This is a genomic window from Nonomuraea sp. K271 (assembly GCF_009908215.1).
GTDB classification, from domain to species: Bacteria; Actinomycetota; Actinomycetes; order Streptosporangiales; family Streptosporangiaceae; genus Nonomuraea; species Nonomuraea longispora.
Genome location: NZ_JAAAHR010000012.1, coordinates 21686 through 46665 on the forward strand (window position 1 = coordinate 21686; position 24980 = coordinate 46665).

A 24980-nucleotide genomic window follows, 5' to 3' on the forward strand; every position below is an offset into this window, starting at 1 on the left:
CGGCATTTTCCTTCACGATTGTTGATCTGAAGGTAATTTTCTGTCATTGTCGCCCTCGACACAACCACTTCCGAGAGGCCCACCCCCCATGCCCAGCAGAAGGACTCTCCTGAAGGGCTTAGCCCTCGCCGCCGCCGCTTCCGCCGTCCCGCTGCCCGCCTACGCGTCGACGGGCGGGCACATCCCGCCGCTGCGCCAGATGCGCGGCATGTGGATCGCCTCCGTGGTCAACATCAACTGGCCCTCGAAGCCGGGACTGACCGCGGACGAGCAGAAGGCCGAATATCTCGCCTGGCTCGACGTGGCCGTGCAGCGCGGGCTCAACTCGGTGTTCGTGCAGATCAGGCCGACCGCGGACGCGTTCTGGCCCTCACCGTTCGAGCCCTGGTCACAGTATCTGACCGGGACGCAGGGGCAGGACCCCGGCTACGACCCGCTCGGGTTCGCCGTGGAGGAGACCCACAAGCGCGGCCTGGCCTTCCACGCGTGGTTCAACCCCTACCGCGTCTCGATGCAGGACGACCCGGGCAAGCTGCACCCCGACCACCCCGGGCGCAAGCACCCCGACTGGATCCTGCCGTTCGGCGGCAAGCTCTACTACAACCCCGGCATGCCGGAAGTGCGCAGATTCTGCCAGGACGCCATGATGGACGCGGTCACCCGCTACGACATCGACGGCCTCCACTTCGACGACTACTTCTACCCGACCAACACCGCGGACTTCGACGACAGCGCCGCGTACGCCGAACACGGCGCCGGCTTCCCCGACCTGGCCGCCTGGCGGCGCAACAACGTCGACCTCATGGTCCAGGAGATGCAGCAGCGGGTGCTGGAGTCCAAGCCGGAGATCGCGTGGGGCATCAGCCCGTCCGGCATCTGGCGCAACAAGGCCAGCGACCCGCTCGGGTCCGACACCAACGGCGGCCAGTCCTACGACAACCTGCACGCCGACACCCGCGGCTGGGTCACGAAGGGCTGGCTCGACTACATCGCACCGCAGCTCTACTGGTACATCGGGCAGCCGCCGGCCGACTACTCCAAGCTCGTCCCGTGGTGGTCCGACGTCGCCGCGGGCACGAGGACGCAGTTGTGGATCGGCCAGGCCGCGTACAAGGCCGGGGACCCCGCGCAGGCGGCGGAGTGGCAGGCGCCGGACGAACTGTCCAGGCACCTGACCCTCAACAGGGACCACCCCGAGATCGGCGGCGACATCTGGTACAACGCCAACGACGTCAAGGCCGACAGGATCGCCTCCATCTCCACCGCGGTCGACGAGCACTACCAGCGGCCCGCGCTCGCGCCCGTGCTGCCCAGGCTCGCCAAGGGGGAGCCGCCGCGCCGGCCGGTGCTGGCGTACGCGCTGCGCCGCCACGGCGGGGTCGAGGTGCGGGCGGTGGCGACGGGACGGGACGAGCCGTTCCAGTTCGCCGTCTTCCGCTTCGACCGGCAGTCGCGCTCCGGCAGGGACTTCGCCGACGCCCGCCACCTGGTGGCCGTCGTGCCCGGCGACCGGCAGGTGCGCTGGACCGACCCCGACGGCAAGCGCGGCGACCACTACTACGTGGTGGCCGTCGACCGCGCGAACAGGACCAGCAAGCCCAGCAACGGCTTCCGGGTGATCTGAGCCGGCTCGCGGGCGTGCTTCGCCCGTACGTGTCGCCGGCCGGTCATCCGGCCGGCGATCAACCGGCACGCCCGGCCCGAGTGCATGCCCACGCCACCGCTCGTGCTGGTTCCGACGCTGCCGGAACCCCTCGCCGTGGCCCCGGTCGCGAACCGTTCTACACAGGTGACCTCTCGGACACCTAAGAAGCTCTTCGCCCAGCGGCCGACGGCTGCTCGGCGGCTCCCGACGACCTCTGTGGCGGCACCACGGGGGTGGGGCGTACCAGACCGAGCGCGACGACCTCGTTGGCCAGCCGTGTGCGCCGGTTGGTGCCCTCGGGGATCCTGAACTTCTGGTAGAGCCGCAGCAGATGTTGCTTGACCGCGGCCTCGGTCACGACCAGGTCGTCGGCGATCTCGCGTGCGGTCGCCGGGGCGACGAACGCCTCGTCCGACAGCGCCGGCCTGCAGAGCGAGGTCAGCACATCGACCTCGCGCCTGGTCAGCTCGGGCGCGGCCGCCCTGCGCAGCTCGACCTCAGGGGTGAAGTCCTCACGGGGGACTCCACCGATGCGACCCCTGGCAGCGCCGAAGGAGACGACGTCACCGTCGTCAAGGACCCTCCGGGCGATCGGCCTGCCGTTCACCCGCGTGCCGTTCCTGGACAAACCCAGGTCGACGACATACAGGTAGGGTCCTCGTCTGACGAACTCGGCATGGAGACGAGACACACTGGGGTCGGTGAGCCGGATGTCCACACCTCGGCCCCTCCCCACCGTTGTGATCTCGGGGCGCAAGGGGACCACCTCGCCGGTGTCCTCGATGCGTATGAACGGCCCCTCCACTGGCGGTTCCTCCCCTGGGTTGACGCAGCGTATGAACGGCACGCCTACTCCTGGGCACGGCAGTTCCTCCCCAGGTAGCCCGCCGTAACTATTACTACAGCTCCGGCTTACCCAAACGAGGGGATGCGGAATCTCCTTTGCTGAAAGGAGAATCCGGCGTGAAATTGGTCTGGACCTTTGAAGCCGGTTTTGCCTGCTCACGGGTAGACTCCGAGGGAAGATAAGCGGAGGAAACACCCATGGCGGACAAGCCCACGAAAGGTCTGGCCGATGTCGTCGCCGCGTCCACAGCGCTGAGCGACATCGACGGAAAGGCCGGCCGGCTCTTCTACCGTGGATACGACATCCACGACCTGGCCGGCCGTGCGACGTTCGAGGAGACCTCACACCTGCTGCAGCGCGGCAAGCTGCCCGACCGGGCCGAGCTCGACGCGTACGCCGCCGAACTGGTGAGCGGCAGGGAGCTCGGTGCCCTGGTCTCGGCGAACATCGCCGAAATCGCCGAGAAACAGAAACCCATGGAGGCGCTGCGCTCGCTGGTCTCGCTGTCCGGCGCCGACGACCCGGACAAGGACTCCATCACCCCGGACGCCAACCTGCGCAAGGCGGCCCGGCTGACCGCGCAGCAACCCCTCCTGGTCGCCCGTTTCCACGCCGCGCGCAGCGGTGGGAGCGTTCCCGACCCCGACCCCTCGCTCGGCATCGCCGCGAACTTCCTGCTCCAGGTGACCGGCCGCACTCCCGGCCCCCGTGAGGTCGAGATCTTCGACGAGTGCCTGGTGCTGCACGCCGACCACACCATGAACGCCTCCACGTTCGCCGCCCGCGTGTGCGCCGCGACGCTGTCGGACATGCACTCCGCCATCGTCGCCGCCATCGGCACCCTCAAGGGCCCGCTGCACGGCGGGGCGAACGAGCAGGTCATGAAGACCCTGGAGTCGCTGACGGCGGGCAGCGTGGCCCAGGCCGTACGCGACAAGCTGGCGGCCGGCGAGAAGATCATGGGCTTCGGCCACCGCGTCTACAAGACCGAGGACCCGCGCGCCACCCACCTGCGCAGGATGAGCGCCGAACTGGCCGAGTCGTCCGGCGACGACACCTACTACCGGATGTCCAAGGAGATGGAGGAGGTCGTCTTCGAGACGAAGGGCCTCTATCCGAACGTCGACTTCTACGCCGCGTCCGTCTACCACTACCTCGGCATCCCGACCGACCTGTTCACGCCGGTCTTCTCGATCAGCCGCATGTCCGGCTGGACCGCCCACGTCATCGAGCAGCACGCCGACAACCGGCTCATCCGCCCGGACAGCGAGTACATCGGTGAGACGGACCAGAAATGGAAGCCGATCGACGAGCGATGAGCCGGGGCGAATGCGACCATGAACGCCCGCGATGAGGCCGAGCGAATGGGACCATGACGATTGTGAGTGGATGCGTTGAGCCAAGGGACTGAACGCGAGAGCTGGGGGCCGTACCCGCTGATCCTGGTGGGTGCGGTCGTCGGCGTGCTCGTGACCTACCTCGTGGACCCACGCTGGGGCGGGTTCACCATGGGCGCCGTCATCATGGTCGCCGCCGCCCTCCGCTTCGCCGGATACGACGGGCAACTGTCCGTGCGGAGCAAACGGACGGACGTCATCACCCTGTCGGTCTTCGGTTTCGTGCTGGTCCTGACCTCGCTGCTGCTCTACAACAACGAGCTCAAGGCGCTGATCCTGTCCCTTTTAGCTGGGTGACTTGACGGTCCGATAGCCTCAACGCATCAATTCATTGAAGGGGAACCATTCGCATGCCCAAGATCAAGGTGGAGGGTCCGGTCGTCGAGCTTGACGGCGACGAGATGACCCGGATCATCTGGCAGTTCATCAAGGACCAGTTGATCCTTCCCTACCTCGATGTCGACCTGAAGTACTACGACCTCGGCATCGAGCATCGGGACGCGACGGACGACCAGGTCACCATCGACGCCGCCAACGCCATCAAGAAGTACGGCGTCGGCGTGAAGTGCGCCACCATCACCCCGGACGAGGCGCGGGTCGAGGAGTTCGGCCTGAAGAAGATGTGGAAGTCCCCGAACGGGACCATCCGCAACATCCTCGGCGGCGTCATCTTCCGCGAGCCGATCATCATGTCCAACGTGCCGCGGCTCGTCCCCGGCTGGACCAAGCCGATCGTCGTCGGCCGTCACGCCTTCGGCGACCAGTACCGCGCCACCGATCTGAAGGTCCCCGGCGAGGGCACGCTCACCCTGACGTTCACGCCGAAGGACGGCTCGGAGCCGATCGAGCTCGACGTCTACGACTTCCCCGGCAGCGGCATCGCTATGGCGATGTACAACCTGGACGAGTCGATCCGCGACTTCGCCCGCGCGTCGATGCGTTACGGCCTGTCCCGCAACTACCCGGTCTACCTCTCGACGAAGAACACGATCCTCAAGGCGTACGACGGCCGTTTCAAGGACATCTTCGCCGAGGTCTACGAGTCGGAGTTCAAGGCCGACTTCGAGAAGGCCGGCCTCACCTACGAGCACCGCCTCATCGACGACATGGTCGCGGCGGCGCTGAAGTGGGAGGGCGGCTACGTCTGGGCGGCGAAGAACTACGACGGCGACGTGCAGTCCGACACGGTGGCGCAGGGCTTCGGCTCGCTCGGCCTGATGACGTCGGTGCTGATGACCCCCGACGGCCGCACCGTCGAGGCGGAGGCCGCGCACGGCACGGTGACCCGCCACTACCGCCAGCACCAGCAGGGCAAGCCCACCTCCACCAACCCGATCGCCTCGATCTTCGCGTGGACGCGTGGCCTGGCCCACCGGGGCAAGCTCGACAACACCCCCGCGGTGACCGACTTCGCCGACAAGCTGGAGCGGGTCTGCGTCGAGACCGTCGAGGGCGGCCAGATGACCAAGGACCTCGCGCTCCTGATCGGCGGCGACGCCCAGTGGCTGACCACCCAGGATTTCCTGGCGGCGCTGGACGAGAACCTCAAGAAGAAGATGTCCGCCTAGTTCGTCACGTACGGTCTCTACCTGCGATCACAGGTAGGGGCCGTTTCGTGTGCCTCTTTCACGTTTCTCCGCACTCTCCAGACCATCTCTTGACGGCGTCGTGCGCGTGGCGTAGTTGATCACCTGGGTAGGAGCCTCTCTGTAGGTGCACATACCGCGACCTACCGTAACGGTCGTACGTGTCTCGGGGGGTTCGGATGCGACTGGGAATTCTGGGCGGGCTGGGACTGGTCGCCGCCGTCGCGATGGTGTCCGGTTGTGACTCGCCGCCCGACACCGCCAAGCTGGCGGACAGCAAGGCCGACGCCGCCGCCAAGGTCAAGGTCAGCAAGGAGGCCAAGGCCAAGGCCGCGGCCGCCGTGAAGGCGAACGAGCTCGGGCAGATCCCGGTGCTGATGTTCCACCGGGTCATCCCCAAGCCGACCACGACGGACGACCGTACGCCGCAGCAGTTCCGCGCGGACCTGGAACGGCTGGTCAAGGAGGGGTACGTGCCGATCACGGCCGCCGAGATGGTTGCCGGCAAGATCGACATCCCGGCCGGCAAACATCCCGTGGTGCTGACCTTCGACGACTCCTCGCCCTCGCAGCTCAACCTGAACCAGATGGGCGTGCCCCAGAAGGACACGGCTGTCGAGATCCTGCTCGACGTGGCCGCCAAGAACCCGGGTTTCCGCCCGGTCGCCACCTTCTACGTGACGCGCGACATGTTCGGGAAGAGCGCCCCCGAGGAGCAGGCGCAGATGCTGCTCTGGCTGAAGAACAACGGGTTCGAGATCGGCAACCACACCCGCGACCACCTCAACCTGCGCGGGCTGTCGCACGACAAGGTCGAGGAGCAGATCGGCTCGATCGCCAAGCAGGTCGGCACGTTGTCCTCGGTCAAGCCGACCACGATCTCCCTGCCCTACGGCAACCAGCCGCGCAAGAAGCAGTGGGCCATGCGAGGCAAACACTTCAAGCACCAAGGGGCGTTCCTGGCCGGCTACACGCCCGCCCCCGCCCCGTTCAGCAAGTCGTACGACCCGGCCGGCATCCCGCGGATCAAGGTCATGGAGAAGAAGGGCGACTGCAAGCAGTTCTGCTCGTACGCGTGGCTCGACTGGCTCAAGAACAACCCGGACATGCGTTACACCTCCGACGGCGACCCGCGGACGGTCGCGTACCCGAAATATCAGGCTCCGTACCTGCGCAAGTCGTTCCTCACGTGGAGCCTGCCCTACTAGGAGCGCGTGGCAGCAGCAACCCCGCCGCGCACATGAGAGCGGCGGCGGCGAAGAGCGAGGCGCGGGTGCCGGCCCAGGTCGCCACGAGGCCACCGAGCAGGATGAACAGCGGTTGCGTGACCGTCGTGGCGAACGACCACAACGTCGCCACCCGCGCCAGCAGGTCGTCGGGGGTCTGCAACTGGCGGTAGCTCGTCATCGTGGAGTTGGCCGTGCCGGCGAACAACAGCACCATGCCGAAGCCGAACCCGCACATCAGCAGCCCGGCGGGGCCCGGCATCGCCGCGGGAATGAGGAAGTACCACGGCCCCCGCAGCATGCTCGCCCACCACAGGGCCCGCAGAGGGCCCAGCCGGGCCGCGAGGCGCGGTGCGAGCCGGGCCCCGATGAAGCCGCCCAGCGAGGGCACGCCCATGAGCAGGCCGTACTGCCAGGCCTCGAAGTGCAGGTCGCGGAGGTAGAAGACGGCGCTCACCGACGCCCCCATCGAACTGGCGCCGGCGAAGGCCACCCAGCTGATCAGCATTGGGCGCAGCGCGGAATGACCCCGGGCGAAGGCCCATCCGCCGAAAAGCTCCGCCCGGCGCGACGAGCGCGGGGCGCGCGCGGGCGGGTCCGGCTCAGGGGCGCGCAGCCGCCTGATGGCCAGCGCGCTGACCAGGAAGGACGCCGCGTCCACGACCAGGGAGCCGACCGCGCTGAGCAGGCCGATGAGCGCGCCGGCTGCAGACGGGCCGACCGAGATGCTGAGCCAGCGCGTCGACTCGAGCCGGCTGTTGGCGTCGATGAGCCGCTCGGGCGAGACGAGCGCCTTGAGGTGCGCCTGCGCCGCCGCCGAGAACGCGATCTGGCACGTCGCGTTGACCACCGCGACCACGCACAGCTGCGCGAACGTCAGCACGCCCAGCCAGGCCGCGATCGGTACGCCCGCCAGACAGGCGCACCTGGCGACGTCGGCCGCGATCATGACGGGCCGTTTGCGCCGGAACTCGACGTGCCGCCCCAGCGGGAAAGCCAGGAGCGCGGTGGTGACCGCCGTCAGCGCCGACAGCAGGGCGACCTCGAACGCGGATGCCTCGAGTACGGTGACCGCCACGACGGGCAGCGCCACCATCCCCACGGCCGAGCCCAACTGGCTGACGGCCGAGCCCGACCATAACCGGCGGAAGTCCGCATGGCCCCGCACGCTGGTCCGGGCCGGCTGCGTCACCCCGATCGGGTGGTGAAGGAGATGCCGGCCGCGCGCAGCCGGTCGATGAGCGGCCTGCCCATGGCCGAGGCGGTCGTGAGCTGGCCCGCCAGGCCGGGCACGTCGTCGAAGGCCAGGCAGAGCGCCGACTCGGCGAGCATCTTGGCGGTCTCGTCGTAGCCGGGGTCGCCGCCCGCGACCTCCGTGACGACCCGCTCGCCGCCGCCCTCGCCCAGCAACGTGACCTTGAACCAGCTCTTCGCCCGCTGCTCGGGTGACGGGCCCTCACCGGGCCGCACCCGGTCCAGAAGCCGCTCGCGTATGCCAGGGAGCCGGGCGAGCGCCGCGAACATCCCCGCGCCCGCCACGAGCGCCAGCGCGGCGGGGAGAGTCTTGACGGCGATGTGCTGGCGGTAGGTGAAGTCGGGGCCGTAGCGGTCGAGGAGGCGGGCCGAGCGGCCGACGATGAGCGGGTCGACGGTGGGCATCGGGAGCGCCCAGCCGCCCACGTAACGCAGGCCGCCCGCCCGTGCGCTCACCCTGCGGCCGACGGGCCCGGCCTCGGCGGCGCGGCGCTGGGCGGCGGCCTCGGCCGCCTGCCTGGCCCGGCCGACGATGTCCATCGCGCTGGCCAGCGTGCCGCCGGAGAAACGCGCGTTGGCCCGCAGGAAGGCGCTGACCGCCAGTGGTGTGTCCTTGGGCAGCTGGGAGACGGTGTAGAGGGTGCCGAGGTCGAAGACGATCGAGTCGAAGCCGCAGCCGTGCACGATCTTGGCTCCGCTCGTGACGGCCCGATCGTGGTGGCGGACGTACATGCGGTCCACGAACTCGGGCTCGCCCGTGAGGTCGAGGTAGTGGGTGCCGGCGTCGGCGCAGGCGGCGACGAGCGGCTCGCCGTACGTGACGTAGGGGCCGACCGTGGTGACGAGAACACGCGTACTGCGGGCCAGCTCGGCCAGCGAGTCCGGGTCCGTGGCGTCGGCGAGCAGGATGGGCGCGTCGAGCCCCAGCCGCTCCAGCTTGGCCCGGTCGCGCCCGGCCACGGCCCACCGCACATCGGGGCCGGCGGCGCGGGCGAGGTAGGCGGCAGTGAGGGCGCCGGTGAATCCGCTCGCACCGAAAAGTACGATGTCGTAAGGACGGTTCATGATCATCGGCTCCTGGTGATCGTCTGCTGCACATTCGACCGTGCCCACGGCCACGTCCGCAAACCCCAAGGTCTCGAAGGCTTAACAAATCCCTGGGAAGTGGCTGGGCGTCGTAAAGTTTGCGTCGTTGGGGTTAAGAACACGTGGGGATGACGTATGCCGCGAATCTCGCCGCTGGTGGCCGGCGATCCCACCCATCTGGGGTCGTTCCGGCTGTCCGGACGGGTCGGCGAAGGGGGTCAGGGCATCGTCTACCTGGGCGTCAACGACGAGGGGGAGCGCGCGGCCATCAAGCTGCTGCACGTGAAGTTCAGCGGCGACACCATCGCCAGGTCGCGCTTCGCCAGGGAGTTGAAGGCCGCGCAGCGGGTGGCGTCGTTCTGCACGGCCCGGGTGATCGAGGCCGACCTCGACGGTGACACTCCCTACATCGCCAGCGAATACATCGAGGGCATGGCGCTGAGGGACCTCGTGGAGAGCGACGGGCCGCTCACCGGCACGACGCTCGACCGGCTGGCCATCGGCACCGCCACCGCCCTGACCGCGATCCACCACGCCTCGATCATCCACCGCGACTTCAAGCCCGACAACGTGCTGATCGCCGCTGACGGGCCGCGCGTGGTCGACTTCGGCATCGCCCGCATCATCGACTCCACCGGCACGATCACCAGCCGGGCGATCGGCACGCCCGCCTACATGGCGCCCGAGCAGATCGCGGGCGACGACATAGGCCCCTACACCGACGTCTTCTCCTGGGGGGCGACCATGGCCTTCGCGGCGACGGGAGAGAGCGTGTTCGAGGGCAAGTCGATCGCGGTGGTGCTCAACCGGATCCTCACCCACGAGGTCGACGTCTCCATGATGGCGGAGCCGCTGCGCAGCGTCGTGAGCTCGGCGCTGGCCAAGTCGCCGGCCGAGCGGCCCTCGGCCGACCAGATCCTGCTGCGGCTGCTCGGGCAGTCGTCCACGGCGGGGGCGTCCACGGCCGTGCTCACCAAGGGCGTGCAACTGGCGGGCGACGACACGACGCCGTTCATCCGCGTGTCGGCCGGATCGATCACCGACCATCCCAGCCGGCGGGCCTTGGCCATGCCGTCCCGCCACGGCACGTCCGAGGGGACGGGCCGTCAGGCCGGCACGGGCTGGTCCACGACGGGGCACGGCGCGACGGGGACGGAGACGTCGGCGGGCGCGGAACCTGAGGCAGGTCCGGAGACAGGGACAGGCGTGGGCCCGGGGTACGCCGCGACGGGCCTTCAGGGCGTCACGGGGCCGCAAACCGGCTCTCAGGCCGCGACGGGGCCGCAAACGGGCTCTCAGGCCGCCACGGGGCAGCCGACGGCGCTTGCGAACCCTCCGGGCGAGGCGGGGCCCCCTGAGGGCGGCGGGGCGCCGTATCCGGCGAAGAAGAGCAAGCGGCGCCGGCGGGCGCGGCTCCTGGCGGCGGCGTTCGTCACGCTCGCCGTCGTCACGGCCGCCGCGGTCCTGGCGGCGGCGAACGGCTGGCTGGCGCTGCCGTTCGGCGGTACGCCCGGCCCGACGGTCGATCCCACGCGCCCGTCCGTGGTGGACAAGGTCGCCGCCACCGGGCGGATCGTGATCGGCGTGCGGGGCGACCTGCCGGGCGTGGGCCTGCGCGACGGCGACGGTTTCGAGGGCTTCGACGTCGACGTCGCCAGGCAGCTCGCCACGGAGCTCGGCGCGAAGGAGACGAAGTTCGTCCAGGTCAGCCGGAGTGACAGGGCCGAGGCGCTGGAGAAGGGCAAGGTCGATCTCGTCGTCGCCGCCTACTCCGTCGACAAGGGCAAGACCCAGTTCGCGGGCCCCTACTACCTGGCGCACCGCGACCTGCTGGTGCGCCAGGACAGCGGCCTGGACGAGCTCGGCGACCTCAAGGGCAAGAAGGTCTGCGCTCCCAGCGGCTCACTCGGCGAGGTGCAGGACAAGGTGACCGTCGAGCCGGTGCCGACCAGCGACTACGCCGCCTGCATGGACCTGCTCAGAAGCGGCAAGGTCGCCGCCGTGCCGGGGGAGGACGTGGTCCTGGCCGGTTTCGCGCAACGCGAGAGCATGCGCTACAAGATCCTCGGCGCCAAGCTCAACAACGAGCGTTACGCCGTCGGCATCAGGAACGGCGACGTGAAGACCTGCAAGGCGATCAAGGCCGTCATCGCCGACCTCTACGCCAGGGGTGTCATCGAGAGGCTTCTGACCAGCCGGTTCGGTAGGGTCGATTTCGAAATGGAGCTGAAGGTACCCGCGATGGAAACCTGCTGATGACGTGCGGGTAACATCCCGAAGGTCAACCAATCGTCCTGCGAGTTAGGGGAAGGCCATGGCGTCGTCAGCCACTGCGCCCGTCAAGGTGACCGTCACCGGAGCAGCCGGCCAGATCGGCTACGCGCTGCTCTTCCGCATCGCGTCGGGGCAGCTGCTCGGCGCCGACGTCCCGGTCAAGCTGAGCCTGCTGGAGATCCCGGCGGCGGTGAAGGCGGCCGAGGGCACCGCGATGGAGCTCGACGACTGCGCGTTCCCGCTGCTGTCCGGCGTCGAGATCACCGATGACCCCAACGTCGCCTTCGCGGGCGTCAACATCGCCCTGCTGGTCGGCGCCATGCCGCGGAAGGCGGGCATGGAACGCGGTGACCTGCTCGGCGCCAACGGCGGCATCTTCGGCCCGCAGGGCAAGGCGATCAACGACCACGCGGCCGACGACGTCAAGGTGCTGGTCGTGGGCAACCCGGCCAACACCAACGCGCTCATCGCCCAGCGCAACGCGCCCGACGTGCCTGCCGACCGCTTCACGGCGATGACCAGGCTCGACCACAACCGCGCGCTGTCCCAGCTGGCCGCCAAGCTCCAGGTGCCGGTCACCGAGATCAAGCAGATGACGATCTGGGGCAACCATTCCGCGACCCAATACCCCGACCTGTTCCACGCCGAGGTGGGCGGCAAGGTCGCGGCCGAGCAGGTCGACCCCGACTGGCTGCGCGACACGTTCATCCCGACGGTGGCCAAGCGCGGCGCCGCGATCATCGAGGCGCGCGGCGCCTCCTCGGCGGCCTCGGCCGCCAACGCCGCGCTCAACCACGTCTACGACTGGGTCAACGGCAGCGAGTGGACGTCGGCGGCCGTGGTGTCCGACGGCTCCTACGGCGTGCCCGAGGGGCTCATCTCGTCGTTCCCCGTGCGCGCGGCCGGCGGCAGGTTCGAGATCATCCAAGGGATCGAGATCGACCCGTTCTCCCGCGAGCGCATCGACGCCAGCGTGCGCGAGCTGAAGGAGGAGCGCGACGCGGTGACGTCGCTGGGCCTCATCTGAGTGAGCGTACGCATCAGCGGAAAAGCGACGCGTGACGCGCGCCCTCGTCGTGACGGGGGCGCGTGTGCGCGTTCTGGCGGGGCCCGCCCCTAGGGGCAGGCCACGGTCGGCGCGGCGGGCACGGACTGGATCGACGGCACGGGCAGGATCGCCGGCGTGGGCTGCAGGGCGGGTGCCGGCTGCGACGTCGCGAACAACACGCCGGCGGCGGCCATCAGGCTGCCCGCCACGACGAGGGCACCGTAGAGCAGCTTCGTGACCCTTGGTGAAAAGCTCCTCACGTTTCGGTATCCCAGCACATATCGTGCTTTCATATCAGGTGTTTTGCGAAAGCGCTCTCCAGGCGTCGGAGACGATGTCGCCCAGCGCCGCCCGCTCGGGCTTCCAGCCGAGTTCACGCTGGATCTTGGCGGACGAGGCGACCAGCACGGCCGGGTCGCCGGGCCGGCGCTCGCCGACGACGACGGGGATCTCGTGGCCGGTGACCTCGCGGCAGACCGAGATCACCTCCTGCACGCTGAAGCCGGTGCCGCTGCCCAGGTTGTAGATCTTGTGCTCGCCCGGGGTGATCGCGCCGAGCGCCAGCAGGTGCGCCCTGGCCAGGTCGGACACGTGGATGTAGTCGCGCACGCAGGTGCCGTCGGGCGTCGGGTAGTCGGTGCCGAACACGCTCACGTTGTCGCGCTCGCCGGTCGCGACCTTGAGCACATTGGGGATGAGGTGGGTCTCGACGGTGTGCCGCTCGCGGTAGCGGCCGTGGGCGCCGGCCACGTTGAAGTAGCGCAGGCTCACCGCGCCGAGGCCGCGCACCTGCGCGAATGCGGTCAGCGCGGTGTCGACGGCCAGCTTGGAGGCGCCGTAGGGGTTGGTCGGGCGCGTCGGGTCGCTCTCCTGGATGGGGGAGCGCTCGGGCTCACCGTACGTCGCCGCGGTCGAGGAGAACACGATCTTCGCCACGCCCTTGTCGCGCATGGCGTCGAGCAGGGCCAGGGTGCCGCCGAGGTTGTTGGCCCAGTAGCGGCCGGGCTTGGCCACCGACTCTCCGACCAGCGACTTGGCCGCGAAATGCAGCACCGCGTCGACGCCGTCGAGCGCGTCGTGCGCCTGCGTGATGTCCGCCCGGACAAACCGGGCGCCGTCCGGCACGGCGTCCTCGTGCCCGGTCGACAGGTCGTCGAGTACGGTCACGTCGTGGCCCGCCTCGACGAGTTGAGCCGCGACGACGCTGCCGACGTATCCGGCACCACCTGTGACCAGCAGCCTCATGTGCACTCCTGTTCATATATGTTTGATTTTGTACGGCTTGTCGTTCAGCATACGCGGGAAAGTGGCCGAGTACGCTGCCAACCACCATGTTTGACACCGTCGCGGCCAACATCGCCCTGGTACTGCTCTTCATTCTGATCGGTGGCTTCTTCGCCGCCGCCGAGATGGCGATGGTGTCCCTGAGGGACAGCCAGGTACGCCAGCTCTCACAGCGGGGCCGCAGGGGCGAACGTGTGGCCAAGCTCGCCCGCGATCCCAACCGCTTCCTGTCCGCCGTGCAGATCGGCGTGACGGTGGCCACCATGTTGTCGGCCGCGTTCGGCGCCGACCGGCTGGCCGCCCAGCTCGTGCCCGTGCTCGAGACGTGGCGGGTGCCCGGCGCCGTCGCCCCCGTGCTCTCGCTCGTGCTGGTGACGCTGCTCATCTCGTACGTGTCGCTCGTGCTGGGCGAGCTGGCTCCCAAGCGGCTGGCGCTGCAGCGGGCCGAAGGGCTGTCGTTGTACGTGGCGCCGTTCCTCGACCGGCTCGCCGCCCTGTCGCGCCCGATCATCTGGGCGCTGTCGAAGTCCACCGACGGCGTGGTCCGGCTGCTCGGCGGCAACCCGAAGGCCGACAGGGAGGAGGTCACCACCGAGGAGCTGCGCGAGATGGTGGTCGGCCACACCGACCTGACCGCCGACGAGCGCAAGCTGATCGCGGAGGTGTTCGCGGCGGGCAAGCGGCAGCTCAGGGAGGTGATGCTGCCGCGTACGGAGGTCGAGTTCATGGAGGCGGACACGCCGCTGGACGCCGCCGCCCGCCTGGCCGCCACGCTTCCGCACTCGCGCTTCCCCGTCTACCGCGAGTCGTACGACGACGTCGTCGGGTTCGTACACGTGCGTGACCTGCTCGACCCCGAACTCGCCGGGCGCAGCGAGCCGATCAGCGCGGTCGTGCCGATCAGGACGGCCAAGTTCGTGCCCGCGTCCAAGCGGCTGCTGACCACGCTCAACGAGATGCGCGCGGAGGGTCAGCACCTGGCGATCGTGGTGGACGAGTACGGCGGCACGGCGGGTATCGTCACGATGGAGGACCTGGTCGAGGAGCTGATCGGCGACATCAGGGACGAATACGACCTGGAGGACGACGTCGTGGTTCTGCCCGCGGGTGAGATCGAGATCGACGGCCTGACGAACCTCAACGACTTCGCGACCGAGACCGGCATCAGGCTGCCGGACGGCCCTTATGAGACGCTGGCCGGGTTCGTCATGGCCATGCTGGGGCACGTGCCCGCCGTCGGGGAGAAGGTGGAGGTGCTGGGCTTCGAGATGAGTGTCACCGAGCTCGACGGGCGCCGTATCGCGAGGGTGAGGGTGAAACGCCGTCCGGTGGTCGAGTCGCCGCCTGACCAGGATTCCTGACACAATTGCCTGCTATGGCCAGACCTCGTGTACTCTCCGGCATCCAGCCCACAGCGGACTCCTTCCACCTGGGCAACTACCTGGGTGCGGTCCGCCAGTGGGTCACCTTGCAGGAGACCCACGACGCGTTCTACTGCGTGGTCGATCTCCACGCGATCACCGTGCCGACCGAGCCCGCCGCGCTGCGCCGCCGCAGCCGCGTGGCCGCCGCGCAGCTCTTCGCCGCCGGCCTCGATCCCGAGCGGTCGACGATCTTCGTGCAGTCGCACGTGCGCGAGCACAGCGAGCTCGCCTGGATACTCAACTGCCTCACCGGGATGGGCGAGGCGGCCAGGATGACGCAGTTCAAGGACAAGTCCGCCAAGTTCGGCGAGAGCGCCGCCAGCGTCGGCCTGTTCACCTACCCCATCCTGCAGGCGGCCGACATCCTGCTCTACCAGGCCAACCGGGTCCCGGTGGGTGCCGACCAGAAGCAGCATCTCGAGCTCACGCGCGACCTGGGCGGGCGGTTCAACCACCGGTTCGGCGAGACGTTCACGCTGCCGGAGCCGTACATCCTGAAGGAGGTCGAGAAGATCACCGACCTACAGGACCCGACGGCGAAGATGTCCAAGTCGTCCTCCAGCCCGGCCGGCATCCTCGACGTCCTGGAGCAGCCTGGCCCGCTGCGCAAGAAAATCATGCGCGCGGTGACCGACACAGGCTCGGAGGTGCTGTTCGACGAGGAGAACAAACCGGGCATCAGCAACCTGCTGCGCATCCAGTCGGCACTGACCGGCACGCCCATCCACGACCTGGTGGCCCGTTACGCGGGGCAGGGCTACGGCACGTTCAAGAAGGACGTGGCCGAGGCCGTGGTGGAGGCGTTCGCCCCGATCAGGGAGCGCACGGAGAAGCTGCTGGCCGACGAGAAGGAACTCGACCGGATGCTCGCGATCGGCGCCGAGCGGGCGTCGGCGGTGGCCAGGCAGACGATGGCCCAGGTCCGTGACCGGGTCGGCTTCCTGCCCACGGCGTAGGAGGCGGCCGCACGGCAGAGGGCCCGCGGCGGGCGCTCAGACGTCGTCGCGCAGGATCGGGCAGGTCATGCACCGCGCGCCCCCGCGGCCCTTGCCCAGCTCGAAACCGTCGATCTCGATGACCTCGACGCCGTGCTCGCGCAGCTTGCGGTTGGTGAACTGGTTCTTGCGGTAGCCGACCACGACCCCGGGCGACAGCGCGAAGAAGTTGTTGCCCGAGTCCCACTGCTCGCGGGCCCGCTGGTGGTCGTCGCCGCCGGTGGGGATGACGTCCAGGCGGCGCAGGCCCAGCGACTCCTCCAGCGCGTTCACGAAGCCGGTGTCGCGGCGCACGTCGAGGGTGCCCGGCTTGTCGCCGGGCCGCAGCGAGTAGGTGGTCGCCGCTTCGAGGAACGGCGGGTACGCCGTGGCCTTGTCGACGTCGAGCAGGGTGAAGACGGTGTCCAGGTGCATGTACGACCGGCTTTTCGGCACGTGGACCGCGATCACCCGCTCGGCCACCTCGGCCGCGAACAACGACAGCGCCAGATGCTCGATGGTGCGCGTCGTGGTGCGCTGGCTGATGCCGACGGCGACCGTCCTGTTGCCGACGGGCATCATGTCACCGCCCTCCATCGCGGCCGTGCCGTAGTCCTCCTCGTTGAAGCGCTGGTCGTCGCCCGCGAACGGATACCAGAAGCCGAAGTCCTGCCCCGCGAACATCGGGTGGTGGTGGTAGATCGTCGACTGGTTCATCGTCTCCAGCAGCCGGACGGGGAAGAACATCGGGTTGAGCGCGACGCCGCCGTACAACCAGGCGGAGGGGTCGCGCTGGTAGAGCGAGTTGGGCAGCGGCGGCAGGATGAACTCCCCGCTCTCGCCCGCCGCGGCGACCAGCGAGGAGTGCTCCATCGCGGCCGTGCCGAACTCCTCCTTGGTCAGGCCGCCGATCAGGTGGGCGGCCAGCCTGTCGCCGCTCCACCCGGCCAGGGTCTCCCTGATGGTGTCGACGAGGATCGGGCCCACCGTCAGGTGGGTGACGGTCTCCTCGATGGCGTGCCACTTGGCGTCGAAGCCGGAGTCCAGGGCCTCGGCCAGCAGTTGCTGGTGGTAATAGACCTCGATGCCGCGCTCGCGCATCAGGGCCACGAACGCGTCGTGCTCCCGCTGTGCCTGTTCGACCCAGAGGATGTCGTCGAACAGCAGCTGGTCGCTGTTGGACGGGGTCAGCCGCCTGAGGCTGAGCTCCGGCCGGTGCACGATGACCTTGCGCAGCGTGCCGACCTCGGAGCGCACGCCGAACCGCTGATCGTTCATGGTGATCTCCTCGGACGGTGATCAGCGAACCCGCCGGACCCCGCGCGAACGCCGGGCCGGGCTCCCGAACATCCCCGCCGGGTTCACCGGCCAACCGCGCCGCGAAGTGCCTTGGAGATTTCCTGCCCCTCTCATGGGAGGTCGCGCGGGCTCAGCCGCGCCGCACGACCCGGTGCACCCGCAGCAGCGCCCGCAGGGCGGCCAGGCTGGGCCGGGTGAACCGGGTCTCACCGCGGATGGCGGTCCAGCCAGAGGGGTCGCGGTCGAAATCCCAGCCGGGGAACTCGCGTACCGCCTCCTGCAGCAGCTTTTCCATGACGAGATCGGCACTCGGCGCTGTGGTCATGAACGCAGAGTCGCATCGAGACTTCGTTCGGTGACGAACTGAGGCGAAGGATCTCCCAGTTCGCATGCACCGAACTCAGAGTTCGCCTGTCAGATCAGGATCCCGTGCCGCTCGGCCAGGAAACGCACCTCCGGGGCCCACGACGGCCGCGCCCGCCGGGCCAGCGCCCTGACCATCTCGCGCAGCAGCGGCTTGTGATCGAGTTCCTCGGGGCTCTCCCGCTCCAGGCGCAGCAGGTGGAGCAGGCTGGCCGCGTCGTCGCCGAGGTCCTCGCAGGCGCGGGCCACGTGGCCGAGGTGCGTGGTCCGCCTCTCGATCGACGGCGTGCGGCGCAGGTCGATGTCGTCGGCGATGCGCAGCACGGCGTCGGGGCGGCCGGCGTCGTTCTCGATGCTGGCCATGTGGATGGCGACGTTGGTCGGCCCGAAGAAGGCCAGGTCGTAGCAGTCCGACCCCTCGCGGACCCGCTCCGCGAGCTGCGTGGCGGGGCCGCGCAGCCGTTCCCTGGCCTCGTCGTCGTCGCCCGAGCGGGCGGCGCCGACGGCGGCGAGCAGGTGCAGCGCGCCGAGCGCCTTCCTGTGGCGCTCGTCGCCGTCGGCGACGTGGGGCTCCAGCACGTCGAGGCCGCGCCGGGCGATGTCGTACGCGATCTGGTGCATGTCGTCGGACAACATCGACTGCCCGAGGCTCCAGTACGCCCACGCCGTCATCAGCGGATCGGCCGACTCCTCGGCGAATCGCATGGCCCGGTCGGCGGCGAGGTGGGCGAGGTCCACCCGGCCCAGGTGCTTGAGCACGCCCCTGGCCAGCAGGTACGCGTCGGTCGCGACGTTGCGGGCGGCCGGGGCGCGTTCGAGCGCGAGGTTCTCGGCGTCGGAGATGAGCGAGGGCAGGGCCGCCATCAGGATCGAGTAGCGGCGGGCCGAGGTGAACCAGGCGTTGCGGGCGGCCGCCACGCGCTCGGTGAGCTGCTCGGCGTCGGGCGGCTCAAGGTCGGGGGTCAGCGTGCGCCACGTGAACAGGGCACGTTCGATGTCGCGGATCTGGGGGCGGCTGGGCTCGTGGGAGTCGCGCGGCGTCTCTCCTAAAAGGACCGTGGTACGTACGCCGAGCACCTTGGCGATCTCCCGCAGGAGGGGGAGCGACGGGGTGCGTTTGCCGTGTTCGATCAGCTCGATGTGCCTGGTGGTGCAGCCGGACTGGGTCGCCAGCGCGGTGGTGCTCATGCCCCTTCGTTCGCGCTGGAGCCTGACCATCTGCCCGGTGCTGATTTCGGCCATGGGCGTGGGCCTCCTGGGTCGGTCCTGAACGCACAGGCTAGGGCGCGCGAAGATCGCCTGTCCTGGATTCGGCCCTGCTCAGAAGAGCCGCCCGGGAGTGAGGGCGGGGCGCGGAATCAGCGGTAGCGGCGGCGGCCCACCCGGGAGAGGATCTCGCGCAGGTCGTCGGCGGCCGTCCGCATGATCTCTTCCGGGACCACGTCGGCGGCTTCGGTGTGGGCCCGTGCCGACGCCTCCAGCGCCGCGGCCGCCATCCGCCGGCCCTCGTCCGTCAGTTGCACCCAGCGGCTGCGCGCGTCGCGCGCGTTGGCCTCGCGCTCGACGTAGCCGGCGGCTGTCAGCCGCTGGAGCACGTTGCTGATGCCGCCCGACGTGAGGAGCAGCGCCTTGGACAGCTCGCTCGGCTTCATCCGGTGTGGCGGGGCGGCCCGGTTGAGCGCGGCCAGCACGTCGAACTCGGCGTAGGTCAGCCCCAGGTCGGCCAGCTCGGCCTTGACGGCCTGCTCGAACAGCAGGTTGAGCCGTGAGATCCGCTTGCCCAGCTCCAGCGTGGCGATGAGCGACGCCGGCAGGCCCGCCTCTTTCCAGCGCACGGCCATGGCGTCGATCTCGTCGGGCTTCACACCACCGAGAATACCCGTCAGCAAATTGATTTTTGAAAAGCTTCTTCGTAAGCTTTTAACATGGCATCTATCTTGATCAAGAACGGCGTCGTCGTCGACACCGAGCCCGAGCCCGTCGTGCTGGGCCGGGCGGACGTGCGGATCGAGCACGGCAGGATCGCCGACGTCGGCCCCGGCCTGGCCGACGTCCCCGGAACCGAGGTGATCGACGCGACCGGCATGATCGTGCTTCCGGGGTTCGTCGACACCCATCGCCACACCTGGCAGGCGGCCGTCAGGGCGGTGGCGCCCGACATCACGTTCCCCGAGTACCTGCGGCGGGTCCTGGACGAGATCGCCCCCCGCTACCGCCCGCGGGACATGTACGCGGGCACCCTGGCCGGCGCGCTGGAGTGCCTGGACTCCGGCATCACCACGCTGCTCGACTGGAACCACGCTCAGTTCTCGCCCGGCCACACCGACGCGGCCGTGCGGGCGCTGCACGACTCCGGCATCAGGGCGGTGTTCGGTTACTGCCAGAGCGGTGAGCCCGGCGACCTGCGCAGCCAGGCCCACCGGGTGCGAGAGGAGCTGTTCGCCGCACCGGGCCTGGTCACGATGGTCATCGCCGCGCTCGGGCCGGAAATCGCCGGCGAGAAGCGCGCGCTGGAGGAGTGGCGGGTCGCGGCGGAGCTCGGCCTGCCGGTCACCGCTCACCTCGGCGGGCACGGCCCGGACAGCGCCACGCGGGGGCTGGCGTTCCTGGAGGCGAACGGGCTGCTCGACACCCCGACCACCTTTGTGCACGCGCTGCACTACACCGACGAGCAGTTCGAGCGCATCGCCGCAGCCGGCGGCGGCGTCTCGGTCTCGCCCGTCGACGAGATGAACCTGGGGCTCGGCTACCCGATCACCGGGCGGGCCAGGGCGGCGGGCGTCCCGGCCGGGCTCAGTGCCGACACCGTGGTGTGCGCGCCCGGCGACATGTTCGCCCAGATGCGCACCGTCCACCTCCTCGAACGCGGCCGCCCCGACGGCGCCGGGCTCGGCTTCACCACCCGCGACGCGCTGCGCATGGCCACCATCGAGGGCGCGCGGGTGATCGGGCTCGGCGACGTCGTCGGGTCGCTGCGGCCGGGCAAGCAGGCCGACCTCGTGCTGATGCGCACCGGCACGCCCGGCATGGCGGCGGCCCACGACCCGATCGGCGCGATCGTGCTCAACGCCGACACCGCCTGCGTCGACACGGTTCTGGTCGCGGGGCGTGCGGTCAAGCGAGATGGGCAGCTGCTTCACCACGACCTGGCGACGGTTCTCACGTCCCTGATCGAAACGGCGGGCACGGTCGTGAAAGGCTGATCGTCCAGGGAATGAGAGTGAGATGGCGAGTCTGGCGGAGCGGATCGAGCCGGTGAAGGCCTGGGGCCGGCGCAAGGTGGACGACTGGCGGGTCCGCAGACCCTCGATCGACCACCTCATCAGGGCGGTGCAGCGTTACCGGCTTCAGTCGGGCGACCGGCTGGCCGGCGCGGTCACCTACTTCGCGTTCCTGTCCTTCTTCCCGCTCCTCGCGCTCTCGTACGCCGTGCTCGGGTTCGTCGTGACGACCAGCGACGCCACCCGAGACGCGCTGCAGCAGGCGATCGCCGAACGGCTCCCCGGCCTGGCCGGCCAGCTCGACATCGAGGGCATCGCCCAGGCCAGGGAGACCGCCGGGATCATCGGCCTGCTCGGTCTCCTCTACGCCGGGCTCGGCGCGCTCGACGCGCTGCGCGAGTCGTTGCGGGAGATGACGATGACGACCGCGCCGCCGCTCGGCTTCGTCGCCGGCAAGCTGCGCGACCTCGCCTCGCTCGTCATCGTCGGGGTGACGATGATCCTTTCGGTACTGGTGGCCGGGTTCGCCACCACGGCCACGGACAGGGTGCTGCACGTCCTGTTCGGCGACTCGCCCGTGCTGGTGACGCTCGGGCTCAGGATCGCGGGAGTGGCGGCGAGCGTGGGCGCCGACTGGCTGCTGTTCCTGATCCTGCTCGGGTGGGTGGTCAAGTCAGGGCTGCCGTTCCGGCAGCTGGCCAGGGGCGCGCTGCTCGGCGCGATCGGGTTCGGGGTGCTCAAGCAGGCGGCGACCCTGTTGCTCGGGCAGACGTTGAGCAACCCCGTCTACGGAGCGTTCACCGTCGTCGTCGGCCTGCTGGTCTGGATCAACTTCTCGGCCCGGCTCGTGCTGTTCGTCTCCGCGTGGACCTCGACGTCGGGGTTCAGCCCGCCCCCTGCTCCGTCGCCGGTGCCCCGGCCGGGCACGTCGTCAGAGTCGTGACCTGCCGCGCTTGCGGCGCATCCCGTACGCGAGCCAGATCAGGCCGAACAGCAGCCCGCCGCCGATCACGATCGCCCCGATGGTCCTGGTGGAGCTGGTCTGCTCCGAGGCGGCCCTGTCCAGCAGCGCCGGCTGGGCGGCGGGCGTGACGGTCGTGGAGGCCTGCGGCTGGGGCGCGGCCTGCTGCTCGGGGAGCGGGTCGACGAGCTTCCCGACCGGCGTCGCCTTCCCGCGCACAGAGAAGCCCCAGTCGAGCAGCTTGGCCACCTCGTCCCAGAAGAACCCCTCGTGCCGCATGATGCTCACCACGATCGTGTGGTCGCCGCGGGTGGCCGCGCCGACGAAGCTGGCCCTGGCCTTCGAGGTCCAGCCGTTCTTGACGCCGATCATGCCCTTGTAGCGCCAGAGCAGCTTGTTGTGGTTGCTGATCTCGTAGTGCTTGCCCTTGGGCGCGGGGAACTTCGCGGTCTTCGTACTGATGTAGCGCTTGAAGTCGGGGTTGGCCAGTCCGGCGCGGGCGATCAGCGCCAGGTCGTAGGCCGAACTGCTCTGGCCCGGCTTGTCCAGGCCGCTCGGGGTCTTCGCCACCGTGTCGTTCGCCTGGAGGCGCTTGGCCTCGGCGTTCATGTCGCGCATGGTCTTGTCCAGGCCGCCGTTGGTCTCGGCGAGGGCCATGGCCGCGTCGTTGCCCGATGACATCATCAGGCCCTTGAACAGGTCGTCGACCTTGTACTTCGCCTTGACGGACAGGCCGACCGCACTGCCCTCCTGGTTGCAGGCGTTGCGGCTCGGCCGGATCTCGCGGTTCTTGTCGAGCTTGGGGATGAGGGTGAGCGCGGTCAGCGCCTTCAGCGTGCTGGCCGGCAGGTAGCGGCCGTGGGCATCCTTCGCCGCGAGCACGTTTCCCGTGGTGACGTCCGCGATGACGTACGACGTAGCCTTGCTCTTGGGAGGTTTCTTCACGCCGTCGGGCGACACCAGGCCATGGCTGCCGAGCGCCTCGCCGCCGACGGGTGACGTCGGTGCGGCGTATGAGGTCCCGCCGGTGAGCGAGACAGAGGTGATGAATGCCGCAATTGGCACGATTTTGGTCCACATGGCGGTCTCAGCGTAGCTCCGTGTGAATGCCCATGCGGGGACACATCCCCCGGAGATCCGCCTTCGATACTAGAGAGATGGGCATGTCGCGAAAGATCGCCGGATTCCTCATCATCCTCGGCGGATTTATGATCTTCGAGTGGGTGAACCTATGGTTTAACTTGGCCGACGGCCATCCCACCGGCTTCTACGTGGTGCACGGCATCCTCGTCGTGGTGAACATCGTGCTCGCCGTCATCCTGGTGGTCATCGGCGTACGCGGCCTGCGCGGCGGGACGGGCGCCGCCGCTCCCGTCACGGGCCGCAGTAAAGACGCCGGGTGAGCGCGTGCAGCTCGTCGGCCTCTTCCCGTGAGTTCCCGATCGAGGTGAAGCCCAGCTTGCCGTGCTCGGGCACGGCTCCGAGCAGGTGGAAGACGTTCCCGGTGCGCCGCTCGGGGTCGAACCCGACGCCGAGCCGTTCGGCGGTCCTGACGATCTCGCCGGGAGTGCGCCCGCGCAGGCTTACCGAGGCGCAGTTGTCGGTCGCGGTGTAGAACTTCGGCTGATCTGCGGACATGAGGCGACCGGTGGCCGGATCGTACGCGGCCCCGGTCGTCAGCATGGCGGCGCCGAACGGATGCGTGGTGCCGCCGATCCGCAGGTTGATCTCGCACAGCAGCGCCGCGTAGCCGGCGTCGGCCTTGAGCGCGAAGAAGTCCATCCCGAACACGCCCACCACACCCTGCTCGGCCAGGGCGGTGGCGATGCGGGCCGCCGACGCGCCCACCTCGGCGCGGTACTCCTCCGCCGCCGGGAACGTGCAGCCCTGGTAGACCTGGCCGCTGTCGCCGCCGAGGATCTGGTCGTGCGTGGCCAGCACCCGGGCGTCCCCGCCGGGCGTGATGCAGGCCAGAGCGCTCGGGTAGTAGAGCGGCCGGTGCTCGATGTACTCCTCGACCACCGCCCCGCGCTCCTGGATCTTGGCGGTGTAGCTGGCCCAGGTCTCTCCCGCCGCGGAGAAACTGGTCAGCGACCTGTCGCCCTTGTCGACGATCACGTTGCCGAGCCCGGAGTAGCCGTCGTTCAGCTTGACGATCACCCGGTCGCCCGGCACCCCCTCCATCGCCTCCTCGATCTCGGCCTCGGTGCGCAGGTCGCCGAAGCCGCGCGGCATCGGCACACCCGCTTCGTGTCCCACCTCGCGGGCCCCGCTCTTGGAGCCGTAATAGGAAAGGGACGTGGAGGGACCGTAGAGGGGCACGTTGAGTGACGACGCGAGCTCCTCCTCCAGCTCGCTCAGGACGAACGGCACCAGCCACGCGTCACCGTCGATCGCCGATCGCAGTTGCTCCATCGCGTCGGGACGGGAGAGCAGGTTCCTGGTCAACGGCTGAGACCAGGGGTCGTCGAGCGTGATCAGCGTGAGGCGCTTGGCGGCGTCGTCGGGATCGGGGAGGAAACTGAAGTAATAGTCGATGATGTCGGGATCGATGGGGGCGGAGGAGAGATAGATCACTTTGACCCCGGGCTCCCGCAGCGTGAGCAGCAGGAAGAGCAGGCGCTCCTCGTACGACCTGACTCCCGTGATGCGGCGGAGCTCATCCTGCGGCAGGGAGAGCGAGGGCACGACCACCAGGGTCCCCTCGACCGGCTCGAAGATGCTCAACCCAGCATACTTCTCCCCGAACGGGATCTTAGTGATCATATAGCGAGTGAAGCACGCATTCTTCTCAGAGACAGCCATCGTTGAAGTGTGATGACCATGACGGAAGGTGACAGGATTCGGAATCGCTGACCACGTTTGGAACTGGCGACAACGGGTCACCATCTACTGATCCCTTGTGACTATTTCGGGATCATGCAACCCCTCACCTACCGTGACCCACCCCAGGTTACGGGCATGCCGTCGGCTAACTTTTGGTGTATCTGTCGCCGGGAGACCGCGCGAGGGCGATAAAGTCGAAGCATCGCCATCGGGCTCACGGCCGACCGCTGTGCTCCCGGACCGCGGCGGCACTCGCGACTGACGA

At 69.1% G+C, this 24980-nt stretch carries 23 protein-coding genes; 12 read left to right on the plus strand and 11 right to left on the minus strand.

Translation table 11 applies throughout. The features are described 5' to 3' along the window. Positions 1 to 88: 88 nt before the first annotated feature. Positions 89 to 1624: a glycoside hydrolase family 10 protein gene (locus GUY59_RS06195; protein ID WP_138199552.1), complete on the plus strand. Its 1536-nt coding sequence runs from the start codon at positions 89 to 91 to the stop codon at positions 1622 to 1624. Positions 1625 to 1805: 181 nt separating this feature from the next. Here GUY59_RS06195 and GUY59_RS06200 read toward each other — a convergent pair whose 3' ends face one another. Continuing rightward, on the minus strand, positions 1806 to 2450 hold the full coding sequence (locus GUY59_RS06200; protein WP_132330079.1) for an FHA domain-containing protein: 645 nt from the start codon (positions 2448 to 2450) through the stop codon (positions 1806 to 1808). Between the two features lie 239 nt (positions 2451 to 2689). Here GUY59_RS06200 and GUY59_RS06205 point away from each other — a divergent pair, with 239 nt between their 5' ends. From GUY59_RS06205 to GUY59_RS06220, 4 genes are all read left to right on the plus strand, one after another. Then, positions 2690 to 3811: a citrate/2-methylcitrate synthase gene (locus GUY59_RS06205; RefSeq protein ID WP_132330077.1), complete on the plus strand. Its 1122-nt coding sequence runs from the start codon at positions 2690 to 2692 to the stop codon at positions 3809 to 3811. A gap of 75 nt (positions 3812 to 3886) precedes the next feature. Then, positions 3887 to 4186 (plus strand): DUF3017 domain-containing protein, encoded by a 300-nt coding sequence (locus GUY59_RS06210; protein ID WP_161714428.1) that lies wholly within the window; start codon positions 3887 to 3889, stop codon positions 4184 to 4186. Positions 4187 to 4239: 53 nt separating this feature from the next. Further along, positions 4240 to 5457 carry an NADP-dependent isocitrate dehydrogenase gene (locus GUY59_RS06215; RefSeq protein WP_138199551.1) on the plus strand — a complete coding sequence of 406 codons (1218 nt, stop codon included), beginning with the start codon at positions 4240 to 4242 and terminating at the stop codon, positions 5455 to 5457. A gap of 197 nt (positions 5458 to 5654) precedes the next feature. After that, on the plus strand, positions 5655 to 6683 hold the full coding sequence (locus tag GUY59_RS06220) for a polysaccharide deacetylase family protein (protein ID WP_138199550.1): 1029 nt from the start codon (positions 5655 to 5657) through the stop codon (positions 6681 to 6683). Here the strand turns inward: GUY59_RS06220 and GUY59_RS06225 are convergent. Then, a complete protein-coding gene (locus GUY59_RS06225; protein WP_138199549.1) occupies positions 6661 to 7893 on the minus strand; it encodes an MFS transporter in 1233 nt (410 codons plus the stop codon). The two genes, GUY59_RS06220 and GUY59_RS06225, sit on opposite strands and share 23 nt — an antisense overlap. Next, positions 7890 to 9020, minus strand: coding sequence for a saccharopine dehydrogenase family protein (locus GUY59_RS06230; protein WP_138199548.1), 1131 nt, complete (start codon positions 9018 to 9020; stop codon positions 7890 to 7892). The genes GUY59_RS06225 and GUY59_RS06230 overlap by 4 nt, the downstream gene beginning before the upstream one ends. Before the next feature lie 156 nt (positions 9021 to 9176). On the opposite strand from GUY59_RS06230, the gene GUY59_RS06235 reads away from it, so the two are divergent. Both GUY59_RS06235 and GUY59_RS06240 read left to right on the plus strand, forming a co-directional pair. Beyond that, positions 9177 to 11297: a serine/threonine-protein kinase gene (locus tag GUY59_RS06235; protein WP_138199547.1), complete on the plus strand. Its 2121-nt coding sequence runs from the start codon at positions 9177 to 9179 to the stop codon at positions 11295 to 11297. A gap of 58 nt (positions 11298 to 11355) precedes the next feature. After that, entirely contained in the window at positions 11356 to 12342 is a 987-nt protein-coding gene (locus tag GUY59_RS06240; protein WP_138199546.1) for a malate dehydrogenase, read from the plus strand. A gap of 89 nt (positions 12343 to 12431) precedes the next feature. Here GUY59_RS06240 and GUY59_RS06245 read toward each other — a convergent pair whose 3' ends face one another. Together GUY59_RS06245 and galE are read right to left on the minus strand one after the other, a co-directional pair. Further along, entirely contained in the window at positions 12432 to 12623 is a 192-nt protein-coding gene (locus tag GUY59_RS06245; protein WP_132627743.1) for a hypothetical protein, read from the minus strand. 34 nt (positions 12624 to 12657) lie between these two features. Next, positions 12658 to 13608, minus strand: a complete 951-nt coding sequence (gene galE / locus GUY59_RS06250; protein WP_138199545.1) for a UDP-glucose 4-epimerase GalE — start codon at positions 13606 to 13608, stop codon at positions 12658 to 12660. A gap of 86 nt (positions 13609 to 13694) precedes the next feature. Here galE and GUY59_RS06255 point away from each other — a divergent pair, with 86 nt between their 5' ends. Beyond that, entirely contained in the window at positions 13695 to 15008 is a 1314-nt protein-coding gene (locus tag GUY59_RS06255) for a hemolysin family protein (RefSeq protein ID WP_138199544.1), read from the plus strand. 14 nt (positions 15009 to 15022) lie between these two features. Next, positions 15023 to 16027 carry a tryptophan--tRNA ligase gene (gene trpS / locus GUY59_RS06260; protein ID WP_138199543.1) on the plus strand — a complete coding sequence of 335 codons (1005 nt, stop codon included), beginning with the start codon at positions 15023 to 15025 and terminating at the stop codon, positions 16025 to 16027. Between the two features lie 36 nt (positions 16028 to 16063). On the opposite strand, the gene GUY59_RS06265 is transcribed toward trpS, so the two are convergent. From GUY59_RS06265 to GUY59_RS06280, 4 genes are all read right to left on the minus strand, one after another. Beyond that, positions 16064 to 17323 carry an arginine deiminase gene (locus GUY59_RS06265; RefSeq protein ID WP_138199542.1) on the minus strand — a complete coding sequence of 420 codons (1260 nt, stop codon included), beginning with the start codon at positions 17321 to 17323 and terminating at the stop codon, positions 16064 to 16066. Between the two features lie 151 nt (positions 17324 to 17474). Further along, the gene (locus tag GUY59_RS06270) at positions 17475 to 17669 is read right to left on the minus strand and encodes a hypothetical protein (protein WP_132330054.1); all 195 of its coding nucleotides are present in this window, start codon (positions 17667 to 17669) and stop codon (positions 17475 to 17477) included. Between the two features lie 89 nt (positions 17670 to 17758). Continuing rightward, positions 17759 to 18949 (minus strand): helix-turn-helix domain-containing protein, encoded by a 1191-nt coding sequence (locus GUY59_RS06275; protein ID WP_138199541.1) that lies wholly within the window; start codon positions 18947 to 18949, stop codon positions 17759 to 17761. 116 nt (positions 18950 to 19065) lie between these two features. Beyond that, entirely contained in the window at positions 19066 to 19572 is a 507-nt protein-coding gene (locus tag GUY59_RS06280) for a MarR family winged helix-turn-helix transcriptional regulator (protein ID WP_132330052.1), read from the minus strand. A 60-nt stretch (positions 19573 to 19632) separates the two neighbouring features. Here GUY59_RS06280 and GUY59_RS06285 point away from each other — a divergent pair, with 60 nt between their 5' ends. Both GUY59_RS06285 and GUY59_RS06290 read left to right on the plus strand, forming a co-directional pair. Further along, entirely contained in the window at positions 19633 to 20910 is a 1278-nt protein-coding gene (locus GUY59_RS06285) for an amidohydrolase family protein (RefSeq protein WP_138199540.1), read from the plus strand. Positions 20911 to 20932: 22 nt separating this feature from the next. Then, positions 20933 to 21871: a YihY/virulence factor BrkB family protein gene (locus GUY59_RS06290; RefSeq protein ID WP_138199539.1), complete on the plus strand. Its 939-nt coding sequence runs from the start codon at positions 20933 to 20935 to the stop codon at positions 21869 to 21871. Here GUY59_RS06290 and GUY59_RS06295 read toward each other — a convergent pair. Then, on the minus strand, positions 21860 to 22954 hold the full coding sequence (locus tag GUY59_RS06295; protein ID WP_252374840.1) for a D-alanyl-D-alanine carboxypeptidase family protein: 1095 nt from the start codon (positions 22952 to 22954) through the stop codon (positions 21860 to 21862). The two genes, GUY59_RS06290 and GUY59_RS06295, sit on opposite strands and share 12 nt — an antisense overlap. A gap of 92 nt (positions 22955 to 23046) precedes the next feature. On the opposite strand from GUY59_RS06295, the gene GUY59_RS06300 reads away from it, so the two are divergent. Then, positions 23047 to 23292 carry an SCO4848 family membrane protein gene (locus GUY59_RS06300; protein ID WP_132330046.1) on the plus strand — a complete coding sequence of 82 codons (246 nt, stop codon included), beginning with the start codon at positions 23047 to 23049 and terminating at the stop codon, positions 23290 to 23292. Here GUY59_RS06300 and GUY59_RS06305 read toward each other — a convergent pair. Continuing rightward, positions 23264 to 24655, minus strand: a complete 1392-nt coding sequence (locus GUY59_RS06305) for a peptide ligase PGM1-related protein (RefSeq protein WP_236666894.1) — start codon at positions 24653 to 24655, stop codon at positions 23264 to 23266. The two genes, GUY59_RS06300 and GUY59_RS06305, sit on opposite strands and share 29 nt — an antisense overlap. Between the last annotated feature and the right edge of the window lie 325 nt (positions 24656 to 24980).

Excerpts from the sequence above, each read along its gene's own strand:
- GUY59_RS06195 (WP_138199552.1), top strand. The coding sequence starts at position 89 with ATGCCCAGCAGAAGGACTCTCCTGAAGGGCTTAGCCCTCGCCGCCGCC.
- GUY59_RS06205 (WP_132330077.1), top strand. The coding sequence starts at position 2,690 with ATGGCGGACAAGCCCACGAAAGGTCTGGCCGATGTCGTCGCCGCGTCC.
- GUY59_RS06215 (WP_138199551.1), top strand. The coding sequence starts at position 4,240 with ATGCCCAAGATCAAGGTGGAGGGTCCGGTCGTCGAGCTTGACGGCGAC.
- GUY59_RS06220 (WP_138199550.1), top strand. The coding sequence starts at position 5,655 with ATGCGACTGGGAATTCTGGGCGGGCTGGGACTGGTCGCCGCCGTCGCG.
- GUY59_RS06230 (WP_138199548.1), bottom strand. The coding sequence starts at position 9,020 with ATGAACCGTCCTTACGACATCGTACTTTTCGGTGCGAGCGGATTCACC.
- GUY59_RS06235 (WP_138199547.1), top strand. The coding sequence starts at position 9,177 with ATGCCGCGAATCTCGCCGCTGGTGGCCGGCGATCCCACCCATCTGGGG.
- GUY59_RS06240 (WP_138199546.1), top strand. The coding sequence starts at position 11,356 with ATGGCGTCGTCAGCCACTGCGCCCGTCAAGGTGACCGTCACCGGAGCA.
- galE (WP_138199545.1), bottom strand. The coding sequence starts at position 13,608 with ATGAGGCTGCTGGTCACAGGTGGTGCCGGATACGTCGGCAGCGTCGTC.
- GUY59_RS06255 (WP_138199544.1), top strand. The coding sequence starts at position 13,695 with ATGTTTGACACCGTCGCGGCCAACATCGCCCTGGTACTGCTCTTCATT.
- trpS (WP_138199543.1), top strand. The coding sequence starts at position 15,023 with ATGGCCAGACCTCGTGTACTCTCCGGCATCCAGCCCACAGCGGACTCC.
- GUY59_RS06265 (WP_138199542.1), bottom strand. The coding sequence starts at position 17,323 with ATGAACGATCAGCGGTTCGGCGTGCGCTCCGAGGTCGGCACGCTGCGC.
- GUY59_RS06270 (WP_132330054.1), bottom strand. The coding sequence starts at position 17,669 with ATGACCACAGCGCCGAGTGCCGATCTCGTCATGGAAAAGCTGCTGCAG.
- GUY59_RS06275 (WP_138199541.1), bottom strand. The coding sequence starts at position 18,949 with ATGGCCGAAATCAGCACCGGGCAGATGGTCAGGCTCCAGCGCGAACGA.
- GUY59_RS06285 (WP_138199540.1), top strand. The coding sequence starts at position 19,633 with ATGGCATCTATCTTGATCAAGAACGGCGTCGTCGTCGACACCGAGCCC.
- GUY59_RS06290 (WP_138199539.1), top strand. The coding sequence starts at position 20,933 with ATGGCGAGTCTGGCGGAGCGGATCGAGCCGGTGAAGGCCTGGGGCCGG.
- GUY59_RS06300 (WP_132330046.1), top strand. The coding sequence starts at position 23,047 with ATGGGCATGTCGCGAAAGATCGCCGGATTCCTCATCATCCTCGGCGGA.
- GUY59_RS06305 (WP_236666894.1), bottom strand. The coding sequence starts at position 24,655 with ATGATCACTAAGATCCCGTTCGGGGAGAAGTATGCTGGGTTGAGCATC.